General features: G+C 60.8%; 17 protein-coding genes and 1 tRNA gene. 1 reads left to right on the top strand and 17 read right to left on the bottom strand.

The window, feature by feature from the left end:
- Window positions 1-45: 45 nt before the first annotated feature.
- The 16 genes from KIT08_05500 to KIT08_05575 form a co-directional block, all read right to left on the bottom strand.
- Window positions 46-119: transfer RNA gene (locus KIT08_05500), tRNA-Val, on the bottom strand.
- A gap of 69 nt (window positions 120-188) precedes the next feature.
- Window positions 189-2,087 (bottom strand): asparagine synthase (glutamine-hydrolyzing), encoded by a 1,899-nt coding sequence (gene asnB / locus KIT08_05505; protein ID UYN90690.1) that lies wholly within the window; start codon window positions 2,085-2,087, stop codon window positions 189-191.
- 3 nt (window positions 2,088-2,090) lie between these two features.
- The gene (locus KIT08_05510; protein UYN90691.1) at window positions 2,091-3,233 is read right to left on the bottom strand and encodes a glycosyltransferase family 4 protein; all 1,143 of its coding nucleotides are present in this window, start codon (window positions 3,231-3,233) and stop codon (window positions 2,091-2,093) included.
- Window positions 3,234-5,216, bottom strand: a complete 1,983-nt coding sequence (locus KIT08_05515) for a hypothetical protein (GenBank protein ID UYN90692.1) — start codon at window positions 5,214-5,216, stop codon at window positions 3,234-3,236. It lies immediately after the preceding gene.
- Window positions 5,213-6,160 carry a flippase-like domain-containing protein gene (locus KIT08_05520; protein ID UYN90693.1) on the bottom strand — a complete coding sequence of 316 codons (948 nt, stop codon included), beginning with the start codon at window positions 6,158-6,160 and terminating at the stop codon, window positions 5,213-5,215. The genes KIT08_05515 and KIT08_05520 overlap by 4 nt, the downstream gene beginning before the upstream one ends.
- Entirely contained in the window at window positions 6,144-7,145 is a 1,002-nt protein-coding gene (locus KIT08_05525; protein UYN90694.1) for a glycosyltransferase family 2 protein, read from the bottom strand. Before KIT08_05525 ends, KIT08_05520 begins: the two co-directional genes overlap by 17 nt.
- Window positions 7,145-9,199: a hypothetical protein gene (locus KIT08_05530; protein ID UYN90695.1), complete on the bottom strand. Its 2,055-nt coding sequence runs from the start codon at window positions 9,197-9,199 to the stop codon at window positions 7,145-7,147. The genes KIT08_05525 and KIT08_05530 overlap by 1 nt, the downstream gene beginning before the upstream one ends.
- Window positions 9,200-9,270: 71 nt before the next feature.
- Window positions 9,271-10,242, bottom strand: coding sequence for a GDP-mannose 4,6-dehydratase (gmd, locus tag KIT08_05535; protein ID UYN90696.1), 972 nt, complete (start codon window positions 10,240-10,242; stop codon window positions 9,271-9,273).
- Window positions 10,243-10,272: 30 nt separating this feature from the next.
- The gene (locus tag KIT08_05540; GenBank protein ID UYN90697.1) at window positions 10,273-11,394 is read right to left on the bottom strand and encodes a glycosyltransferase; all 1,122 of its coding nucleotides are present in this window, start codon (window positions 11,392-11,394) and stop codon (window positions 10,273-10,275) included.
- A 1-nt stretch (window position 11,395) separates the two neighbouring features.
- Entirely contained in the window at window positions 11,396-12,754 is a 1,359-nt protein-coding gene (locus tag KIT08_05545) for an oligosaccharide flippase family protein (GenBank protein ID UYN90698.1), read from the bottom strand.
- Between the two features lies 1 nt (window position 12,755).
- Window positions 12,756-13,724, bottom strand: coding sequence for a GDP-mannose 4,6-dehydratase (locus tag KIT08_05550; GenBank protein UYN90699.1), 969 nt, complete (start codon window positions 13,722-13,724; stop codon window positions 12,756-12,758).
- Entirely contained in the window at window positions 13,724-15,043 is a 1,320-nt protein-coding gene (locus KIT08_05555) for a nucleotide sugar dehydrogenase (protein UYN90700.1), read from the bottom strand. The genes KIT08_05550 and KIT08_05555 overlap by 1 nt, the downstream gene beginning before the upstream one ends.
- A 68-nt stretch (window positions 15,044-15,111) precedes the next feature.
- A complete protein-coding gene (gene rimI, locus KIT08_05560) occupies window positions 15,112-15,621 on the bottom strand; it encodes a ribosomal protein S18-alanine N-acetyltransferase (GenBank protein ID UYN90701.1) in 510 nt (169 codons plus the stop codon).
- The gene (gene tsaB, locus KIT08_05565) at window positions 15,621-16,289 is read right to left on the bottom strand and encodes a tRNA (adenosine(37)-N6)-threonylcarbamoyltransferase complex dimerization subunit type 1 TsaB (GenBank protein ID UYN90702.1); all 669 of its coding nucleotides are present in this window, start codon (window positions 16,287-16,289) and stop codon (window positions 15,621-15,623) included. Before tsaB ends, rimI begins: the two co-directional genes overlap by 1 nt.
- 2 nt (window positions 16,290-16,291) lie before the next feature.
- Window positions 16,292-16,786 (bottom strand): tRNA (adenosine(37)-N6)-threonylcarbamoyltransferase complex ATPase subunit type 1 TsaE, encoded by a 495-nt coding sequence (gene tsaE, locus KIT08_05570; protein ID UYN90703.1) that lies wholly within the window; start codon window positions 16,784-16,786, stop codon window positions 16,292-16,294.
- A gap of 34 nt (window positions 16,787-16,820) precedes the next feature.
- Window positions 16,821-17,666: an SDR family oxidoreductase gene (locus tag KIT08_05575; protein UYN90704.1), complete on the bottom strand. Its 846-nt coding sequence runs from the start codon at window positions 17,664-17,666 to the stop codon at window positions 16,821-16,823.
- Between the two features lie 120 nt (window positions 17,667-17,786).
- Here KIT08_05575 and KIT08_05580 point away from each other — a divergent pair, with 120 nt between their 5' ends.
- Window positions 17,787-19,787: a cation:proton antiporter gene (locus KIT08_05580; GenBank protein ID UYN90705.1), complete on the top strand. Its 2,001-nt coding sequence runs from the start codon at window positions 17,787-17,789 to the stop codon at window positions 19,785-19,787.
- On the opposite strand, the gene KIT08_05585 is transcribed toward KIT08_05580, so the two are convergent.
- Entirely contained in the window at window positions 19,784-20,626 is an 843-nt protein-coding gene (locus KIT08_05585; protein ID UYN90706.1) for a VWA domain-containing protein, read from the bottom strand. The genes KIT08_05580 and KIT08_05585 overlap by 4 nt on opposite strands.
- Window positions 20,627-20,671: the final 45 nt, after the last annotated feature.

The following is a 20,671-nucleotide window of genomic DNA, read 5'->3' on the forward strand; positions in this document are numbered from 1 at the left end:
TGGGGAGAAGTTCAGGTTGCGGGGGGGAACAGAAGGATGATGCTGTGGGCGCGATAGGACTCGAACCTACGACCTTTGCGATGTCAACGCAACGCTCTAACCAGCTGAGCTACGCGCCCATACGCTGCCTGCGGCAGCTTTTGGAGTTTGGAAACACCACCAAACTCCAGATAATTTCAAGGCCATGATTATAGCGCGGTTTCATTTTGCCTTGCCCATAGAGCAAGGCAGGCAAGCGCCCACAGGCGCTTGCCATGATCCTGCTTGCCAGCCTGGTGCTGGGCGATCAATTGCGCCAACGCATCCCGCTCGAACCAGGCCGCCAGCGGGGCATCCGGCGCCAGCAGCAGCTGGCGCAGCCAGCCTTCCAGCGGGCCGCGCAGCCAGGCGCCCACCGGGATGCCAAAACCCTGCTTGCCGTGCGCCAGCACATCGGCGGGCAGTTTGTCAGCAAAGGCCTTGCGCAGCAGATACTTGCCCTGGCGGCCGCGCAGTTTATAGCGCACCGGCAGGCGCGCTGCCCACTCCACCAGCGTGTGGTCGAGGAACGGGGAGCGACCTTCGAGTGCGTGCGCCATCGTCATGCGGTCAGCCTTGACCAGCAGCGCGCCGGGCAGGTAAGTTTTCATGTCGGTGTATAGCGTGCGGTCCAGCCGCGTGCGCGCCGGAGCGGAAGCGTAGATCGCCGCCATATCCTGCTCCGCCTGGCGCAAGTTAAGCCCTGTGGCAATTGCAGGCTTCCACAACGCAGCCTTCTGCGCCACGGTGAAATATGAAGACCAGCGCAGCAGGCTGGCGCGCTCATCCACTTCGGTGAGCTGTGGAAGGCGCTTGATGCCGTTGCTCAGCCCGCGGCCCACCGGCCGGTCGCCTGCATCCGGCAGCGCGCCGGCCAGCGCCGGCACCATACTGCGCGTGACTGCCTTGGGCAGGCGCAGGTAGCGGTCCGCCAGCGGGTCAAGCCAATAGCGCGGATAGCCGGCGAAGGATTCATCGCCGCCGTCGCCATTCAGCGCCACGGTGACGTGTTGGCGAGTCAGGCGCGAGAGGTGATACAGCGGCAGCGCCGAAGGGTCAGCGAACGGCTCGCCGAAGTGCTGCAGGAGTGTTTCAAGTGTGGAGGGAATATCACCAAAGGTAAGAGTGAATTCGTGATGGTCAGTGCCATAACGTTCCGCCACCTGACGCGCCAAGGGCAGCTCAGAGAAATTGCTCTCCTCAAAACCCACCGAGAAGGTTTTGACCGGGCCGCTGCTGGCCTCCGCCATCAACGCCACCACAATGCTGGAGTCTATGCCGCCGCTCAAATGGGCACCCAGGGGCACCTCGCTGATGAGGCGCAAACGCACCGACTCGGCGGCGATCTCGCGCAGCTCTTCGCTCAATGCGTATTCGCTGGCAGCGTGCTTGGGTTCAAAGTTCGGGTCCCAATAGCGCTCGATGTGCAGCTGGCCGCGCTCCCAGATGGCGAAGCTGGCGGCAGGCAGCTTGTATATGCCCTCATAGGCGGTATAGGGTTCGGGGATGTATTGCAGGCTCAGGTACTGGTCGATCGCCGCCAGGTTGAGTTCAGGCTGGCGCGGCAGCACGCTCAAGAGCGGCTTCAGTTCGGCGGCCCAATACAGTTTGCCATCCTGCACCGTGTAGAAAATGGGCTTCTTGCCCAGCCGATCGCGCGCCAGCAGCAGGCGCTGGCGGTTCTCGTCCCACAAGGCCAGGGCAAACATGCCGCGCAAGTGGCGCAAACATTGCGGCCCTTCTTCTTCATACAAATGCACGATGCACTCGGTATCGCCATTGGTGCGCAACTGGTGGCCGCGCTGCAATAAACCTTCGCGCAGGTGCTGGTAGCTGTAGATCTCGCCATTGAAAACAATGGCGATGGATTCGTCTTCGTTGAAAATAGGCTGGTCGCTGCCGGCTACATCAATGATGGCCAGACGGCGCATGCCAAGACCGATGCCGTTGTGTGCGTAATAGCCTTCACCATCCGGCCCGCGGTGAGCGATAGCGGTATTAAGCCGATGCAAAGCCGCCTTGTCCAGGCTGCGCCCGTTGCCGTCTGCAATGCCACAAATGCCACACATGGGTCAGTCCGCCGTGGCCTGGTCCAGCAGGTTTGCATACTGGCTGGCCACGGTGTGCCAACTATATCTTGTCTGCACGCGCTTGCGCGCTGCTGCCCCGAAGCTTTGGCGCAGCGCGACGTCGTCAATAATCTTCGCCAGCGCGGCTCGCAGGGCAGCCGGGTCCTCGCTGGGCACCAGCAGCCCCGTTTCGCCATCCGCCACCAGTTCCTCATTGCCGGCAATGCGGGTGGCCACGGCTGGCAAGCCACTCGCCATCGCCTCGAGCAGCGCATTGGGCATACCCTCGTGGCGCGAGGCGTAGGCAAACAAGTTAGCTTCAGAATATGCGGCGGCCAACTCGGCCCCCGTCTTCCACCCCGAAAACGTGATGCGCTCAGCGATGCCCAGACGCGCGGCTTGTGCCTGCAAATCGCCGCGTCGCGGGCCATCACCCACGATCGTCAGGCTCCATTCGCGTTCAGTCAGCCCACCCAATGCGTCCAGCAGCACATCCAGCCCCTTTTGATACACCACCCGGCCCACGAACAGCAGGCGGGCCGGCTGCCATTGGCGCTCGCCGGCCTGGAATTGCTCGAAGTCCACTCCATTAGGGATAACGGCGATCGGCACTTTGGGCTCAAACGCTGCACCGAGGTCGCGCAAGCCCTGGCTATTGGCCACCACGGCGCGGGCTCTGCGCCAGACCCAACGCAGCAGCGGCGCCAGCAGTCGGTGCTGCCGCGCAAAATCATACGGGCGGAAGCCGGGCACATCACCCCCGCGCAGGCTGACGATGTAGGGAATGGATGCAAAGAAAGACCAGAACCACACGGCCGCACCGCTCGGCGCGCCGAAGAAAGCGATGACTGCCTGCGGGCGTAAACGCAGCACCCACGGCAGGCCCAGCAAGGCTGCCGAGAGCAGGAAGGAGATCTGCTCGATTGTGCCGGACCGATCTTGCCTGGAGCGCAAAGCAGGCAGGCGCACCACGCGCACATCTTCTTGCTGCTCGTCATGAGGCAAGCCAGCAAAGCGTGCCGTCAGCACCGTGACGCGCCGGCCCAGCTGCGCCAGATGGCGAGCCAGCTGGGCGCTGGCGTTGCCCGCGCCGCCACCAATCGGCGGGTATTCACTATTGACGATCAGGATGTGCTCAGCTGGCATCTACGAATCACATTTGGGAATACGTGGCTGCAGGATCTCGATGCCAAGCTCCGGATAGAGGCGTAGCGTGTCGTATGCGCAAAGCACCGGCACAGACACATGCTGCACCCAGGCATTGTTCTCCGCTGCCAGATCATCCTGACTTTCAGTGTAGATGTAATCGTGCAATGGGTCCGTAATGATCAATGCAAAGCGATGTTCTTCCAGGTTGTCCCAGAAACGGAGCAGATATGGCTGATTGTCGGAGATCGCCATCTCCATCAAGAAAAGTTTCTCGTACTCGTGCACCAATGGCGCATCCACCATGTGATAGGTCAGCAAATGTCGCTGAGAGATGAACAGCACTTCCTCACCCCGCGCAGTGTGCTCGGCGACCAATTGCTGAATCTCGGTCAGGGTGGCCTCTGCCACCTCATCGCGCGGCAAGTTCAGCGGGCCACCACTGTAGACCGCGAAAAGCACTGGGATACTCACCAGCAAGGCCAGCAGCCAAGTCGGCAGGCGCAGATCGGCAGGTTTGCCCTTTTGGGGTGCATAGTCGCCAGCCAGCATGTAGGCGGCCAGCACCCACAACAGCACCATGTAGGCATCCATGTTGTGCAAGTTGGTGCCGCCGCCGATCTTGACGCTCACCACCAGCCCGCCGGCAAACAACACCGCCAGAATGATAAAGATGATCGCGGCGCGCAACGGCCCCAATGCAGTGTGGCTCTGGCGCAGGCGGATAAGGATCACGAGCACCAGTGGCAATGAAACCAGAAGAATGCCGGGCAAAACGCCAAGCGGAAACTCCTGCATTGGCCACAGCCGCCGCCAAAGCAAATCAGACGTAAACGCCGAGCCAAACTGGCCGGGGTCGGCGACGCCGGAACTGGCGATATAGATGGCGTACGCCGCGGCAGCCGCGGCCAAGCCCACAGCGCCCAGCAGCACGGGCTGTCGTAGGTAACGCCAGACCTGTTGTCTGGCGGGCCAGGCAACTTCAAGCAGGTAGAGCAGGGCTGCCAAGGCGCCGGGCACCGGCAGCCAGTTGATTCGGCTCAAACCCGCCCAAATTGAAGCGGCGACTGTGAAAGCCAGGCTTCGCCCAGGGCGTTTAGCGTCAAAACCCCATAGCACTATAAAAATAGCCGGTAGCAAGTGATAAAACACCGCGCCTTGCATCAGATAAAGAAACGAGAATGCAACAAAAGGCCAGCGCCATTTGCCTAGTGTCAGGCGGCGGGCAAGCAGATAGCTTGTCAGCAGTGGCATGGCTGACCATAAAAGGGCCTGCCACAAGCGGTGCAACCACAGCGGCGACTCGGCCCACAGGAAGGGCAAGGATTGCAGCAGGTAGCGTGTAGGGTGCGTGATCGGCAAGGGCAACCGAACCCCATACACCTGCTCGCTGAAGTAGAACGAGGCCTGGTAAAACCGGCTCACCTCGGACCACTCAAGCGAGAAGGGATACGCATTCACCAAATTCAAGAAGGTGGCTGCACAGTACCAGGCAGCCAGGTATACGGCCGCCAGCGGCAACTGGCGAAGCCAATTGCCGCCGCGCCATACCGCCAGCAAACCGGCGCCAAGCAGCAACAAAATCACAAAACTCAGTAAGCGCGGAAAGAGCTGGACCAGAAAGTTTCCGTAGAAACCAAACAGCAAAATGGGATAGGTAAGCGCAAAAATCATCAGGGCGCGCGCTGCCAACCAGGGACCAGGCGGGCGCCGCAACCAGGCTTGCAGGCGGCTAAGCCAACCCAGCAAGCGCGGCGCGCCACCCAACCAGGCATACAGGGCCAGAAAACCGAGTGCGGCTGTAATAGCCTGCAGCGCGTAGAACGCTCCACGAAAACGGGCTGACGTAAAGATCAGCTCCATTTGCGTGATCTGCAAGCCGAACTGCTGCGTGGTCAACCCAAACAGCAGGCACAGCAGAGGCAGGCCTAGTTTTAGAGAATAGGCAACATCAACTGATGAGAACGAGAACCTCAGCTTCATAAACCAAGCTTCTTAAGCAACGGCTGGGCTTTGGAGATCCCCGGCAGCACATCCGAAAGGAACAAAGCCCCCGGCAGACTGGCCAGCATAAACATCAAGCGCACCAATACTGCAAACATCAGACTGTGCGGCTCTGAGACTCCGCCCAGTTGGCTAAAGGCGAAGGTGATGCTGATCTCCTGCAAGCCCAACGCATTGATGGTGAAGGGCACCAGGGTGATGAGGTACACCAGGCTCCACAAGCCGGCGATCGTCCATAACGGCAAGGGGTCATGCAGGTCTTCCAGCAGGATGTACATGGCTGCAAAGATGCATGCCATATGGACCAATGTGAAAAACAGTGAACTCAACAGCGCCCTGGGATGCGAGAGCCACAAACGGACAGCTTTCATTACCCGCGAAACGATCGAGCGCACCCAAACCAGCAGCTTGCCCAGCAGGCCGCCTGCGGCGAAGCTTCTGGCCACATTCACGCTGGAGGCATGCAAGAGCCCGCTGGCGAGCAACTTCTGTACGCCCACCGGTACCGCCAATGCCATGCCAACCAGCCCCACCAGGCGGTCCACCAGCAAGGACGCGGCAGACACCGCCGAGTCGTAGCCTTGCTGCAGCGCGCCCGCCAGGCGGGCTACATCGCCGCCCACCGTGCTGGGCAAAAAGTTGCCCGCAAACAAGCCAGCCAGAGTGATGCGGATGCTTTGTTGCCAAGGGATCGGGATGCCTGCGGCGCGCAGTAAGACATGCCAGCGCCCGGACACTGCCAGGCGCGAGATCAGCATGAAGCCCATGGCCAGCGCAAAGCGGCCAGGTTCAATGCGCGTGATCGCTTCGGTGATCTCAGCCCAGTGTTGGCGCAGCAGATACACCATCAAAGCCAGCGCGGCCAGGGTGGAGAGAACACGTAGCCAGTTGGCGCGTGGCGTGGCGCTACCGCTTTGGCTCATTGATTATGTAGCGAACCCGGTAAATGGGTTTGGATTGTGACTCGTGATAGGTGCGCACCATCATCTCTGCGATCAACCCGAGCAGGATGGACTGTACGCCGATCGCAAACAGCAGCGCGCTCAGAATGAACACTGGAGAATCCACCACCCCAGAACCGATCAGGAATTTGCGTACGAAGAGAAAGAGCAGGCCCAGTAAACCGATACCGCTGAAGCCAATCCCCACACCGCCAAATAGATAAATGGGCTTGTTCGCAAACCCGCTCAAGAACTTGACCGTGAATAGGTCGAGAATCACCTTGATGGTGCGTTCCAGGCCATACTTGCTGCGGCCAAACTTGCGCGGGTGATGCTGCACGGGCACTTCGGTGATCGTGGCGCCCACATACCCGGCATAAGCCGGAATGAAGCGGTGCATTTCGCCATATAGCCTGAAGCCAGTCAACACTTCCCGTCGATAGGCCTTTAGCGTGCAGCCGTAGTCATGCAAGACCACGCCTGTCACGCGCGAGATGAGCGCATTGGCGATCATGGATGGCAGCGTGCGCGTAATGAAGTTATCTTTGCGGAACTTGCGCCAGCCGCTAACCACATCAAAGCCCTTCTCGATCTCAGCTAGCAACTTGGGTATGTCGGCCGGGTCATTTTGCAGGTCGCCATCCATCAGCACAATGATCTCCCCGGTGGAATAGTCAATACCGGCAGAGATCGCCGCAGTTTGCCCAAAATTGCGGCGCAAGGCAACCACGCGAGTGTGTTTGGGATCGCGCGCCGCCAGCACTTCCATCGCCTGCAAGCTGCCATCGCTGCTGCCGTCATCCACCAGCACCAGTTCCCAGGCGTACCTGGCATTGCGAAATGCCGCGGTGATCTGCTGATGCAGCAGGGGCACGTTCTTTACCTCGTTGTACACAGGCACAACTACAGACACCCACATTGGGGCGGTCTTGCGAGAAGCCGGGCGTTGTTTCTTTACAGTTGGCATTAGTTACATTTACTCAGATCCAACAGGCGGCGGTAATTAACCCGTGCATTATCCCAAACTTCAGCCCGGGTCTCAATGCATTCGGCATCCAGATCGGAACTTGCGCGTATCTCAGCTGGCAAGCTGTTCCACCATCGGCTGTCTATATATATGTGGTCAAAACTATGCAGACGAAGCATCTCCAGCGTGGGTCGGGTCTCTAGAATATCCCAGGTTGAACCTTCCGGTGCCTGGTCGAGCAGCTGCCCGGCCAGACGGCCTGACAGGATCGTGGTGGAACCGAGGGGGCCGAACAGGCGCGCATACGTAGGCAACGTGCCCCACACTTGGGCAGAGAGATCGGCATCCAGTTTATCGAATCCGTCGCCTAATTGCGTGCTGGAGGCTGCCGTCATCTGAATGCCAGCCACGAACAAGCCTCCTAGGCAAGCCAGGACCAACGCAGCCATGCCAGCAATGCGCAATTGCGGGCGCCAGCGAACTGCCTGGTCCGCAACGGCAAAGACCAGCATCAGCCCCCAGATCAGCAAAGCCTGGCTGGTGAGGCGGGAGATATCACGATCAGACTCATAGGCAAACACGATCGGCATAAGCAGCCCGACCCAGGCCGCAATCGTGAGCGCACCCAGTTCCCATTGCCCTGCTTTGGCGCGCCGCCAGGCCCAAGCGGTGAGCAACGGCGCAAACAGCATGATCGGGCCAAGCTCAAACAAGGCCACCAGCAACTCGACGGGCGAGAATAAGCGTAGCGGCCCCAGATGCGAAGATACGATGGCCGGGGGCCAACGTAACGAGAAGCCCAGAATATCCGCCGCCTCTGTGGGCAGCGCTGCGGTGTGCGGCAACAGCATTGCCAGCAGACCACTGGCAGTCTGCATGCTGCCAGTCACCGAACTCAACATGGCGCGCGCCATCTCGGTGAAGGTGCCACCTTGCAGCAGCACCATCGGGGCCGAAAGCACCAGCGCGGCCAGGGCCGCGGGTAAATAGGGCAGCGCTAGCGAACGTGTGCGCATGTAATACACAACCGCGAAGCCAATCAAGCCCAGTGCGAACAAGGCATAGCTGCTCTCCCATACCAGGGCCCACATGGCAAACACAGGCGCCAGGACCAAAACGGAGCCGCGGCCGTTGACACGCGGCAACAACAGCCACAACAAGATAAAGACAAGTACCGAAAACGTCGTTGGCCCCTGATGCGCCATCACATACGGTTGCAGGATGCCATTCAAGAATGCAAACGGATACGGCATTGACGGGCCGCCATCCACCAGCCAGCCGGCCAGTAAGGCTTGCGAAAAGGGCTGGCCGATCAACGCGCTGGTGCCTTGCAGTTGGATCAACCCATCGGCGCGCAGCAGTATGCCGGGCGGCAGCATCAATAGCAGGTAGCGCGTTCCGCTGGCCAGCGCCAGGACCGCGGCGGTGGCCCAGCCGCCCAAGGCGCTGCCGGTCATGCGGCGGCCAAGCACGGCCGCCAGCAAGAGGCTGATGCCCCAAGCCAGCGACTTGGCGGTATCGAATGCGCTCCACGGCAGCATCTTGCCGAGCTGCATCAGGCTGCCAGCGAATAGGTGGAAACCGTAGTGATACGCCAGATAAAAGTTCGGTTCTTGATACAAGGGCGGGATCTGGCCGTTGCCGATCACCGAAATGAGCGAGAGGTTCTTGTGTTCGTCAAAGAGCGCCAGCCCCTTGCTCCACAACAGAAACAGCCATACAAACCCAAGCCCGGCAACTAGCCAGGGCCAGATCTGCAGATCTTTGCGCTCTAAAATCGGTCTCTGTGGGCTTCGCCAGGCGGCTAAAGCGCCGAACAGTAGAAGCAAAGCTGGCGCCACCCAAAACGTGAGATGGGCTGGCAACCAACGGCCGACCAGATTCGCCAGCCAGGCACTCAGTACTACACCGAGGCCCAGGCCGGCGATCAAACGCTCTTGCTTGCTGAGCTTGAATGCGTGCGAAGCCAGCAACCAGCCACCCAGCCAGGCAAGCAAAAAAGCCAGCAGCCAGGGCAAAAGATCCAAGCTGCTGCCGTTACGAAACCAGTACATTCGCTCCTGCTGAGGACATCATTTGATTTTATCGCCGGCAAGGTTCCGTAACCTGCGGTGCGCTACACCGATCACTGCTTGAGCTTGGCGGCCACGCGCTCCATATCGGCGTCGACCATCATATTGACCAAGCCCTCAAAGTCCACCTTGGGCTGCCAGCCCAGCGTGGTCTTGGCCTTGGTGGGGTCAGCGATCAGCAAGTCTACTTCCGCTGGGCGAAACAGGCTCTCATCGCTGGTGACGAAATCCTTGTAGTCCAGGCCCACGCGGGCGAACGCCAGCTCGCATAAACGACGTACGGATTGGGTAACGCCCGTGCCGATGACGAAGTCGTCGGGCTGCTCGCGCTGCAGCATCATCCACATGGCTTCGACGTAATCGCCGGCAAAGCCCCAATCGCGCTGTGCTTCCAGATTACCCATCGGCAGGGTCTTTTGCAGGCCATGCTTAATGCGCGCCACATTGTGCGACACCTTTCGGGTCACGAACTCAAGGCCGCGGCGCGGGCTCTCGTGGTTGAACAAAATGCCGGAGACGGCAAACATATCGTGCGACTCGCGGTAGTTGACCGTAATGTAGTGGCCGTAGGCCTTGGCCACGCCGTAAGGGCTGCGGGGATAGAACGGGGTGTCTTCGCTCTGCGGCACTTCCAGCACCTTGCCAAACATCTCAGACGAGGAGGCCTGATAGAAGCGCGCCTGCGGCACAACCTGGCGAATGGCTTCCAGCAAGCGCGTAACACCCAGTCCGGTCACCTCACCGGTGAGCACCGGCTGGTTCCATGACGTGGGCACAAATGATTGCGCCGCCAGATTGTAGATCTCAGTGGGCTGGTAGCGTTCGAGCAGATCCACCAGGGAGGATTGATCATGCAGATCGCCCTGCTCAATGATGATGTCATCTTGAATATCGGCAATGCGCTCAAACGTGAGTGTGCTCGAACGGCGCACCATGCCGACAACCTTGTAATTCTTCTTTAGCAGCAATTCAGCCAGATACGAGCCGTCCTGGCCGGTGATGCCGGTGATCAATGCAACAGACACTATTCTCTCCTCGTGGAAATCTGGCTAATTCTAACGTAGGCCAGCCAGCAAACGAGCGGCGCGCTGCTGCCAGGTATTTTGCTCCGCCACGCGCCGGGCGGCGGCGGCCAGGGCTGCCCGGCGGGCAGGCTCGGCCGCCAACTGGCGCAGCGCCTGCGCCCAGGCAGCCACATCCTGGCTGGGCAGGATAACGGCATTGTCCTCGCTCAGAATTTCGCGCAGTATCGGCAAGTCGCTCGTCACGATAGGACGGGCGCACGCCAAATATTCGAACATTTTCATCGGGTTGAGGTAGGGTGCAATGTCGCCGCCAGAGGACCCGGATACCTGTTGGCTGTACGGCATGATCAGCACATCGGCGGCGGCTTGGTAGCGCGGCAGCTCCGCATTGGCTACAAAGCCAGTCAGCGTGATGTTTGGCAGGCTGGCCGCCCGTTGGCGGGCTAGCTCTACATCCGCCGGCTTTCCGCCCACCAGCAAGAAGCGCATCTCCGGCAGTGTCGTCGCCAACTCCAACATCATGTCCAGCCCGCGCCCCGGGTACAGATGGCCGGTATAGCCCACCGTGAAACCTTCGGGCAGGCCAAGCTGCTTGCGGGCCTCTGCAGGCTGCGGCAAATCAGCATAGCGCTCCAGATCCACGCCGTTGGGCGCCATCAGCAGAAATCCCTGACGCTCTGGCAGGTCATAGTCAGCCGCGATCGTGTCTGCCAGAAATTGCGTGTTCGCCACCAGGCGGCGGGCGGCCGGCGCCGCCAAAAAGCGGCGCAGCAACCACGGACCCATGAAGCCCATGGGCACATCATGCAATTCAAAGATGCTGGGCAGCCCGCGCAGCGCCGCCCAGGTGGCGGCCTGCGGCGAGCGCGAATACAGCACATCCGCCCCCCAGGCCCGTGCCCGGCGCACTACATTGATGGCAAAGTCATACCGCCGCAGGGTGGGCAGGTTCGGCACCCACTCCAATTCAAAGGCATGCTGCAATCCATAATGCTGGGCAAATGCATCCCAACTCATATCCGGATCGCGCCCAGGCGCAAACACGCGCACAGTGTTACCTGTGGCTGCCAGGGCCTGGGCCATCTTCATGCGTTGGATGCTGTTGGCGGTTTGGGCCGGCAGCTGACCCGGCTCAATCAGGGCAACCCGCATCTCAGGCCGCCGCAGGCGCCAGATGGTGGCGCAGGTCTTGATTGATGCGCAGCACTGAGAGGCCAACCGTGAATATGTAATAGCCAGAGAGCAATGCAGCAAAGCCGACTGCGCCATACGGCGCAACCAGGAAGACGCCCGCCACTTTGAGCACCATGCCGGCCAGATTTACCAAGGTGGGATACACCGGCCGGTTAAAGGCTAACAACGCGGCGCGGCTCCAGTAGAAAAGATTGACAACGGTATAGCCAATGGCCAGGATGACCAGGGGCGCGTACGCCGGCAAGAAGTCCGGGCCTTGCATGAGCCCAATGATATTTCGGCCAAAGAAAACCAGAACAACCGCCACGGGCAGGGAATACAAAGCCGCCAGGAACGAACCACGGCGCAACACGCCACGCACCGCCTTCCAATTGTCCTGCGCTACCGCACGCGAAAGCTCCGGGTAGGTTGTGGAGGGCAATGGACTGATTGGAATTTGCAACAAGCCGATCAGGCTGCGAGCAACCGAATAGATGCCGCCGCTGGCATTGCCCAGGAACGCGTTCACCCACAGGTCTTCGCTGTCTTTGGCCACGAGGCTCACGGTGGCGCTCAGGTTGGTGCTGAAGGCAAAGGTCAGCAGGCTGCGGCGGTCGCTCTGCAGCACGCTGATCGGCGTGCGCCACCAGCCCGCGCCCCACTCGCGCTGGGCGGTGTGCAGGGCCAGCGCCGTCACCGCCAGCGAGCGCAGCAAACGGCCAGCCAGCTCGGCCAGGATCATTTGCATAAGGCCACCGCCTGCGAAAAACACACCCACGGTAAGCCCCAGACGCAACAGGCTCTGGCACACATCAATGACAGACTTGGCATCAAAGCGATTGAACACCTGCAAAATGCCATCAGAGCTGTCATACGCCAGGTTGATAAGCACCAGGCTGCCGTACAACACAAACAGAGTCTCTACGCCGCTCTGGTCCGAAAAAAGCTCGACGCCCATCGGAGCAAGGATGCAGATCAAAGCAAAGGCTACCAACGCACCGCCGCTCTCCAGCATCGCCGCTAGTTTGTACACCGCGGCAGCCTTCTGCGGCTCGTTGCGCTCCACATATAAGCGCACATACTTGACCACCAGCTCGTCGATACGAAAGGCGGTGAAGCGGTTGATCACATTGGTGAAGGCCGCCATGGCCGCCAGCAGACCCACACCGGAGGCCAGCAGCACGCGTGCCTGGAATATGTTCTGCACAAAGCCAATACCGGCCGTGACCACGGTGGCGCTGACCAAATAGCTGGAGTTGCGCAAAATACGGCGCATGAACTCCGAATCAAAGACACGCAGATAGAGCTTATTGAGTTTATCGAAGGGACTGCGCTGCATACTAATCCGTGTTGATCTGGCTGGCCCAGCTGTGCTCCTGCCGGTACCAAGCCACCATGCGACCAATGCCTTCCTGCAGGCCCACCGCCGGCTCCCAGCCCAGCAGCTGCCCAGCCTTGCTGACATCGGCCCAATTGGCCATCATGTCAGCCTTGTCAAAGGGGCCGTGCTCAATGGTGGCCTTCTTGCCCACCGCCTCTTCCATCATAGTGATGAGCTGGTTGATGGAAATGGTCTCGTGGCCGCCCAGATTGATGATCTCGTAACCCAACGGCTTGAGCGCCAGAATGGTGCCACGCGCAATATCATCCAGATACGTAAAACCGCGCTTCTGCTCGCCGTCGCCATTCACCAGCACCGGGCGGCCTTCACTGATCCATTGCATGAAACGGAACATGGACATGTTCGGGCGGCCCGCCGGGCCATACACAGTGAAGTAGCGCACTACGGAGACATCAATGCCATGCAAGTAATGATAGGCATGGCACATCGCCTCGGCGCCCTTTTTGCTGGCCGCATACGGCTGCAGCGGGTGGCTGCTGTCCGCCGTCTCCGGCGTGGGCAGCGGCGCATCGTTGCCATAGATACTGGATGTGGACGCCAGAATGAACTTGGGAACCGCGTGCGTTTTGCACAACTCCAGCAGATTGGTGGTGCCCACCATGTTGGCAGCGATATAAACCCACGGGTCGCGCACACTGTCGCGCACGCCGGCGCGCGCCGCCAGATTGATGACCGCGTCATACGGCCGCCCTAGGGCGGCCACTTTATCGCGGTCGGCGATATCCATATGGTGGAACTCGAAGTTGTCGTGCGTCTGCAGCGCCTGCAAGCGATGCTGCTTCATGCGCACGTCGTAAGAATCGTTGAGATCATCCACGCCCACAACGCTGTGGCCGTCTTGCAAAAACAGCTCCGCTACGCGGGCGGCAATGAAGCCCGCTGCCCCGGTGAGCAAATAGGTAGCCACTAGAGCTTGATCACCTTGGGGTCGTTTTTGGCTAACGTACCAAAGGCGTTGCGCGTGTCTACGATCAGCTTGGCATTCTTTAGCAGCGCAGGGTAGTCATAATCCCTGTGGTTGGTCACCAGCACCACAGCATCAGCGTCGGCAGTGGCCTTCAGCACGTCGGGCACACTGTCCATTGACCAACCATCATGCTCCACATGCGGAATGTAGGGGTCGTGATAGGTGACGCTGGCCTTCTTTTCTTTTAGCAAGCCGATCACGTCCAGAGCCGGCGATTCGCGCAGGTCGTCAATGTCCGGTTTGTACGCCGCGCCGATGATCAGCACTTTGCTGCCATTCAGCGCCTTGCCATGCTCGTTCAGCGCTTCCTGCACGCGGCTCACCACGTGGCGCGGCATGTTGGTATTGATCTCAGACGCCAGCTCAATGAAGCGCGCCGTGTAATTTAGGGATTTCAGCTTCCACGAAAGATACAGCGGGTCGATGGGGATGCAATGGCCGCCCAGACCCGGCCCCGGCGTAAACTTCATGAAGCCGAACGGCTTGGTGGCCGCCGCGTCGATTACCTCCCAGACGTCCACGCCCAGGCGCTGGCACATGATCGCCATCTCGTTGACCAGGCCAATGTTCACCATGCGGAAGGTGTTCTCCAGCAGCTTGGCCATCTCAGCCACTTCAGCCGAGCTGACCGGGATGACCGTCTTGAGCGCCTGCCCGTACCACAGCGCGGCCACTTCGCCGCAGGCGGCGGTGATACCGCCGATGACCTTGGGCATATTGACCGTGGTCCAGTCCTCGCGGCCCGGGTCCACCCGTTCAGGAGAAAAAGCAAGGAAGAAATCCTGACCCGCCTTCAAACCGCTGATGCTCTCCAGCTTCTCCAGCACCAGCTCACGCGTGGTGCCGGGGTAGGTGGTGGACTCGAGCACGATCACCATGCCCGAGTGTAGATGCTTCGCCAACTGCTCGGTGGCCGAAAGAATGTAGGAAAGATCCGGGTCACCCGTCTTGCGCAGCGGGGTGGGCACACAGATGCTCACCAAGTCCATCTCGGCCAGCGGTTCAAAGGTGGCGCTTGCGTGCAGCTTGCCAGCCTTCACCAGCGCGGCCACCTGGCTACTGGGGATGTCGCCGATATAGGATTCCCCTTTTTGCAGCGCCTCGATCTTGCGCGGGTCAGGGTCAATGCCCGTGACGTCAAAACCGGCTTCGGCAAAAACGGTTGCCAGCGGCAAGCCCACGTAGCCCATGCCCAATACCGCCATGCGGGCGCGGCGCTCGGTCAACTTGGCCTCAAGTTCAGTGCGGATCGTAGTCATTCAACCTCTATTGATTGTCTCTAAAAAATGCGGGCTTAATAGTACCCGTCTTAATGTAAGACTCGCCCTCAAAAATCAAGTGGGGTTTGGCTGGTTTGATGGGTTGCATACGCCTTCAGGCTGGGCAAGTGCAGCAGCAAGGCATCCTCGTGGTTATCCTGATAATAGCCTTTGCGCACTGCCACCACTTCAAAGCCAAACTCTGTATACAGTTGCTGAGCGGCCAGGTTGCTGGCCCGCACCTCCAGCGCGGCACTCTGGGCGCCAAGTTCGGCGCCAGCTGCCAAAACATGCGCCAGCAGCCCCCTGCCCAACCCCTGGCGCCGAAAACCAGGCGCCACAGCAATGTTGGCGATGTGCAGCTCATCGCCGCCCAGCAACCAACACACGATGTAGGCAGCTATCTGGCCGCCGGGCTGGCTTTCCACCACCCACTGGTGTGAGGCGCTGTTTTGCTCAATTTCAAATACATAGCTGTTGCGTGACCACGGGGTAGGGAAGATGGCCATCTCCAGCGCATGCACCTGGTCTATATCCTCCAGCCGCATCGGGCGGATGTTGAGATCAGCCTGGCTCACTACGGCACCGCAGTGCTGGCTTGCAGATACTCGGGGCTTAGGCCCGCCGGGTCAGTCAGCTCTCCAGCCTGCCAGCGCTGCCAGCCCATCTCGGCCAGGATGGCGGGGCGGCGCAAGCACAAGGCCGGGCTGGCCAGCACCGCGTTCTTGTACTTGCGTCCGACGGTGGCGCGGTCTGACTCGCTCAGCTCACCGCAAATATATGTGGGCCGCTGAATACGCTCGGCCAACTCGGCCGCGGTGAGCAGTTCGGGCGGGGTGGAGGCCTGCCACACACCGCCGTCCGCGTGATACCAGCCCACGCCCAGGCGGCCGCGCCCCGCCTGCAGCACCGCCGCCATCGGCAGGTCCTGCACGGGCTGGCCATGTGCCAGCACATCCAGCGTGGGCACCGAGACCAGCGCCAGGTTGCGAGCGAACACCAGCCCTTTAGCCAACGCCAATCCGATCCGCAGACCGGTATACGAACCCGGGCCGATGGCGACCGCCAACGCCCTCAAACCCTTGGCGCCGACGCCGGCGCGCTGCAGGCCCAGCTCAACCGCTGGGGCCAGCTCCACGCTGTGGAACTGCTCGCTGTGCCAGCTGCACTCATACAACACCTGCACGCCGTCATAGACGGCGATGCCGGTGTTGCGGGTGGAAGCGTCAATGGCTAGCAGGGTCATGCTTAGTTACCGTACACAGCATCTTTGAAGGCACGCGCCATATTCTGATAACGCTCGCCTGTTGGCTCAATAAGAATGTGCCGACGGGTCTCATCCACCGTTTCCAGCTGCAGGCGCAGCCGCTCCGCCGGCAGCGCCGCGGCAATCCGCGGCGCCCACTCCACTACCAGCGGCCCCTGGTCCATCAATGCATCAAGGTCCAGCTGTTCTGCGTCTTCGGCGCTCTCTAAACGATAAGCATCCATATGCGCCAGCTGCTGGCGATTGGGGCGGCGATACACATTGACCAGCACAAAGGTTGGGCTGGTGACCGCGTCCACAGAACCCCAGCCGGCGGCCACGCCCTGCACCAGGGTGGTTTTGCCGCTGCCCAGGTCGCCCTCAAGCCAGATCACGTCGCCGGGCGCCAACAGCTCGCCCAGTTGCATCCCCAGGCGGCGGGTCTGCTCTGGGCTGTTGCTAAACACTTCCAGGGCGCCATCCGTAAGTATCGGCACGCTTACATTATACGTAGCGGCCCTCTGCGCCGCCTCAGTAGCTGCGCCGCAGCAGCCGGTCCATCCAACGGTCAGGCAGCAGCCGCGCCAGGGTGGCCGCCAGCCAAGTGCCCCTGCCAATGATGTAGCGCGTGCGCGGATTCGGGGTCAGCACAATGTGCTCAAGCAAACGGGCGAACTCCTCAACAGGCAGACCGCGCCCCGCCGAATTTTCGGCCCGGCGATAGCCGCGTTGCATCATCGGCCCATACAGGCTCTCCGCCCGGCGCGGCAGATCGCCGCGCATGCGGCTGGCAGTACCCACCGTCTTCTCCCAAATTGGCGTCGCTATGCTGCCTGCCACGATCGAGACCACCGGTAATCCCCACGGATGCAGTTCGCGCCGCAAGCCATCCGTAAACGCCTCCAAGGCGAACTTTGACGCCGAATACGGCAGCAGCAGGGGCGGAACCACTTTGCCGCTGATGGAGCTGACATTGATCACCCGCCCGCGCCCGGCCCGCAGCAGCGGCAGACAGGCCTGGGTCAGCGCCACCTGGCCAATGAAATTGACCTCCATCTGGTAGCGCAATTCTTCGATTGGCAGAAACTCCAGCGGGCCAGCTACGGCGATCCCGGCGTTGTTCACCAGCGCCTGCAGGCCGCTGCTGCCCAGACTCTTTTGAATTGTCTGCACGGCGCGGGTAATGTGTGCCGATTTGGTCACGTCTAGGATCACAGGCGTAATGTTCTTGGCCGCTGCGGCCAGGCTGCGGCCATCCGGCATGCGGCGCACACCGGCAAACACGCGCCAGCCGCGCTGCGCCAGGTGCAGCGCACACGCTTTGCCAATGCCAGTGGAGGCGCCGGTGATCAGGATCGCGGGCAGATTGTCTTTCATGCGCTGAATTAGACTACGTTTCCGCTGTCTCTCTGTTACATTTAAATAGAACTAAGACAATGTAAACAACCAAACAGCCGCGTATCGCATTGCGATACTCCGGTGCAAACAGGAATAGCGATGCACCATTTGCCATTGCTCATCAACATCTCGATCGCGCTGGCCGCCGCTTTCATCGGCGGCCTTCTTGCCCGCCGTGTCAAATTGCCCGCCATTGTGGGCTATTTACTGGCGGGCATTGCTATCGGGCCTTTTACCCCCGGCTTCGTCGGCGACACGGATACCATCAGCCAGCTGGCCGAACTGGGCGTCATCTTCCTTATGTTCGGCGTGGGTCTGCATTTTTCCTTCACGGATTTGTGGAAGGTACGCAGTATTGCTGTGCCCGGCGCGATATTCCAAATGGCCCTGGGCACCCTGGCGGGTTACGCGCTCAGCCAGGTATGGGGTTGGCCGCCCGCCGCCGGCATCACCATGGGTCTGGGTATCTCCATCGCCAGCACGGTCGTGTTGCTGCGCGGGCTGATGGATAACAATCTGCTCAATACGCCGCACGGCCGCGTGGCCGTGGGCTGGCTGGTGCTTGAAGATCTGGCAACTGTGCTCATCCTGATCCTCATGCCGGCCCTGGCGCCGCGCGGCGGGGGTTTTGCACTCAGCACCCTGGGCCTTACGCTGCTCAAGGCCGGCGCCTTTGTGGTCATTATGTTCCTGGTCGGCAAGCGCTTTATCCCCTGGCTGCTCGACCGCATTGCGCATACCCGCTCGCGCGAGCTATTCATCCTCGCCATCCTTGTCATCACGCTGGCCACTGCCCTCGGTGCCTCCGAGATCTTCTCGGTTTCCCTGGCGCTGGGCGCCTTCGTCGCCGGCGCCATCGTCAGCGAGTCGCCGCTCAGTCACCAGGTGGGCGCAGACGTGCTGCCTTTCCGTGAAGCCTTTGCGGTGCTGTTCTTTGTTTCCGTGGGCATGCTGGTTAACCCCATCTTCCTGGTGCAGCATCTGGGGCAGGTGCTCGTCCTGACCCTTGTGGTGGTACTGGGCAAAGTCTTTATCAATCTATTGATCGGCTTCCTCATCCCCGGCCAGGCCAGAACCTTTATGGTGGTGGCCGCCGGTCTCAGCCAGATCGGCGAATTCACTTTCATCGTGGGTCAGGCCGGCCTGATGCTTGGTCTGCTGGACCGCAACCAGTACTCGCTCATCCTCGCCGCGGCCTTGCTCTCGATTACCGTCAATCCATGGATGTTCCGCCTGATCCCGAAAGCCGAGCAACTCCTCAAAGGCGTTCCATGGCTCTGGAAACGGCTCGACCGTCACACCGCGCCGCCCATCACGGACGAGAAGGCGGGCGAGCAGCCTGTGGTGCTGGTGGGCTACGGCCGGGTGGGCGGCCATCTACTGTCGGTCCTGCGTTCGATGGACATTCCGGTCAAGGTCGTTGAAGCCGACGTGGAACGGGTGGAGATGCTAAACCGAGAGAATGTGCCTGTACTCTACGGTGACGCCGCCAATTCGGAAGTGCTGACCCACGCTCATCTGCAGCATGCCAAGGCGTTGGTGGTCTCGGTTCCGGAAGAAGCCGCCGCCGAGATGATCGTAAGCAGCGCCCACGACATCAACCCCAAGCTGCCCATCATCGCCCGCGCCGCCACAGAAGAGGGCATTCAGCGCCTCACTGAGCTGGGCGCCAGCTTCGTCGTGCACCCCGAACTGGAAGGCGGTCTGGAGATGGTACGCCACACTCTGCTGGAGCTAGGCCTGCCGCGCCGCGAGGTGGACGAATACGCCGAGCAAGTGCGCATCAAGCGGTACGAAGCCATGAACGAGTACAGCGCCGCCCAGCCGCTGGTGCGCAATATCCTGCGCGCCATTGGCGAGATCGAGATCACCTGGATCGAAGTGCCGCAGGATTCGCCGCTGGTCGGCCAGACCTTGGCCCAATCAGACCTGCGCGGCAAAACCGGCGCGTCCGTGGTCGCTCTCGTGCGCGAGCAGAAGCTCAACGCCAATCCCAAGTCCTCCACCAAGTTCCAGGCGGGTGACCGCATTGGCATCATTGGCGATTCCACGCAGATCTTTGCGGTTGAAACCTATCTGCGCGGCGGCGATACCGCTTAAGAATTCAATTCGGCCTTGACGGCCTGATAGAGATTTTCGGCGCGTAGTTCGCTCAAGGTATAGCAGGGCGCCTTCAGGTGCTCGGCCAGTGCATCCGCCAGGCCTTGGTCAAAGGCGGTGTGTTCCATATTCACCACAACGCTGCGAATGTCATCTTCGGCGATCTGATCTGCCAGTCGGTGTGCTTCTGGCTGCGGCGCGCCGTCGCCAAGGGCCACGTTGCCGGCTCCATCTGTCAGCAGGATCATCAGCGGCAGCACATCCGGGTGCAGGCGCTTCTCGCGGGTGATCACGTCGTGCGCCATGAACAAACCCGCGGAGAGCGGCGTCTTGCCGCCTACGGGAATATCCGCCAGGGCGCGCTGAGCGAGTTGCACGGAATTGGTGGGAGGCAGCACCAGGTTGGCGCGGTCCTTCTGAAAGACCACCAGACCCACCCGGTCGCGGCGCTGGTATGCATCCGTCAGCAACGAGAGGATGGCACCCTTGGTGGCCGCCATGCGTTCGGCCACCGCCATCGACCATGACGCATCCACGACGAACAGCACCAGGTTGGCCGTGCGCTTGACGCGCACTTTACGCTGCAGGTCCTGGCGCTGGATGGCGAACGCCATGTGCTTGCGCTGCTCGGTGCGGGTTTTCTGGTGGGGCGCCGCGGCGCGGATCGTGGCGTCAAAGGCAATATCGCTCAAGTCATCGCCGGCCGGGCGTGCCTGGATGTAACGGCCGCGTTTGCGCTCCGTGCGCGTGCGAGAGCGGCGTCCGCTGCGGCGCCGCGTAATCTTGTCTAGGGGATTGGCCAGCTTCTGCGGCGCAAAGGTTTCCTGGGTCGGGTTCACTTTCTGGCCCCCGTCCCACCAGCGCGCATCACCGGCGTTGAAGAT

It is taken from the genome of Anaerolineales bacterium (assembly GCA_025808555.1).
Lineage (GTDB): Bacteria > Chloroflexota > Anaerolineae > Anaerolineales > UBA11579 > JAMCZK01.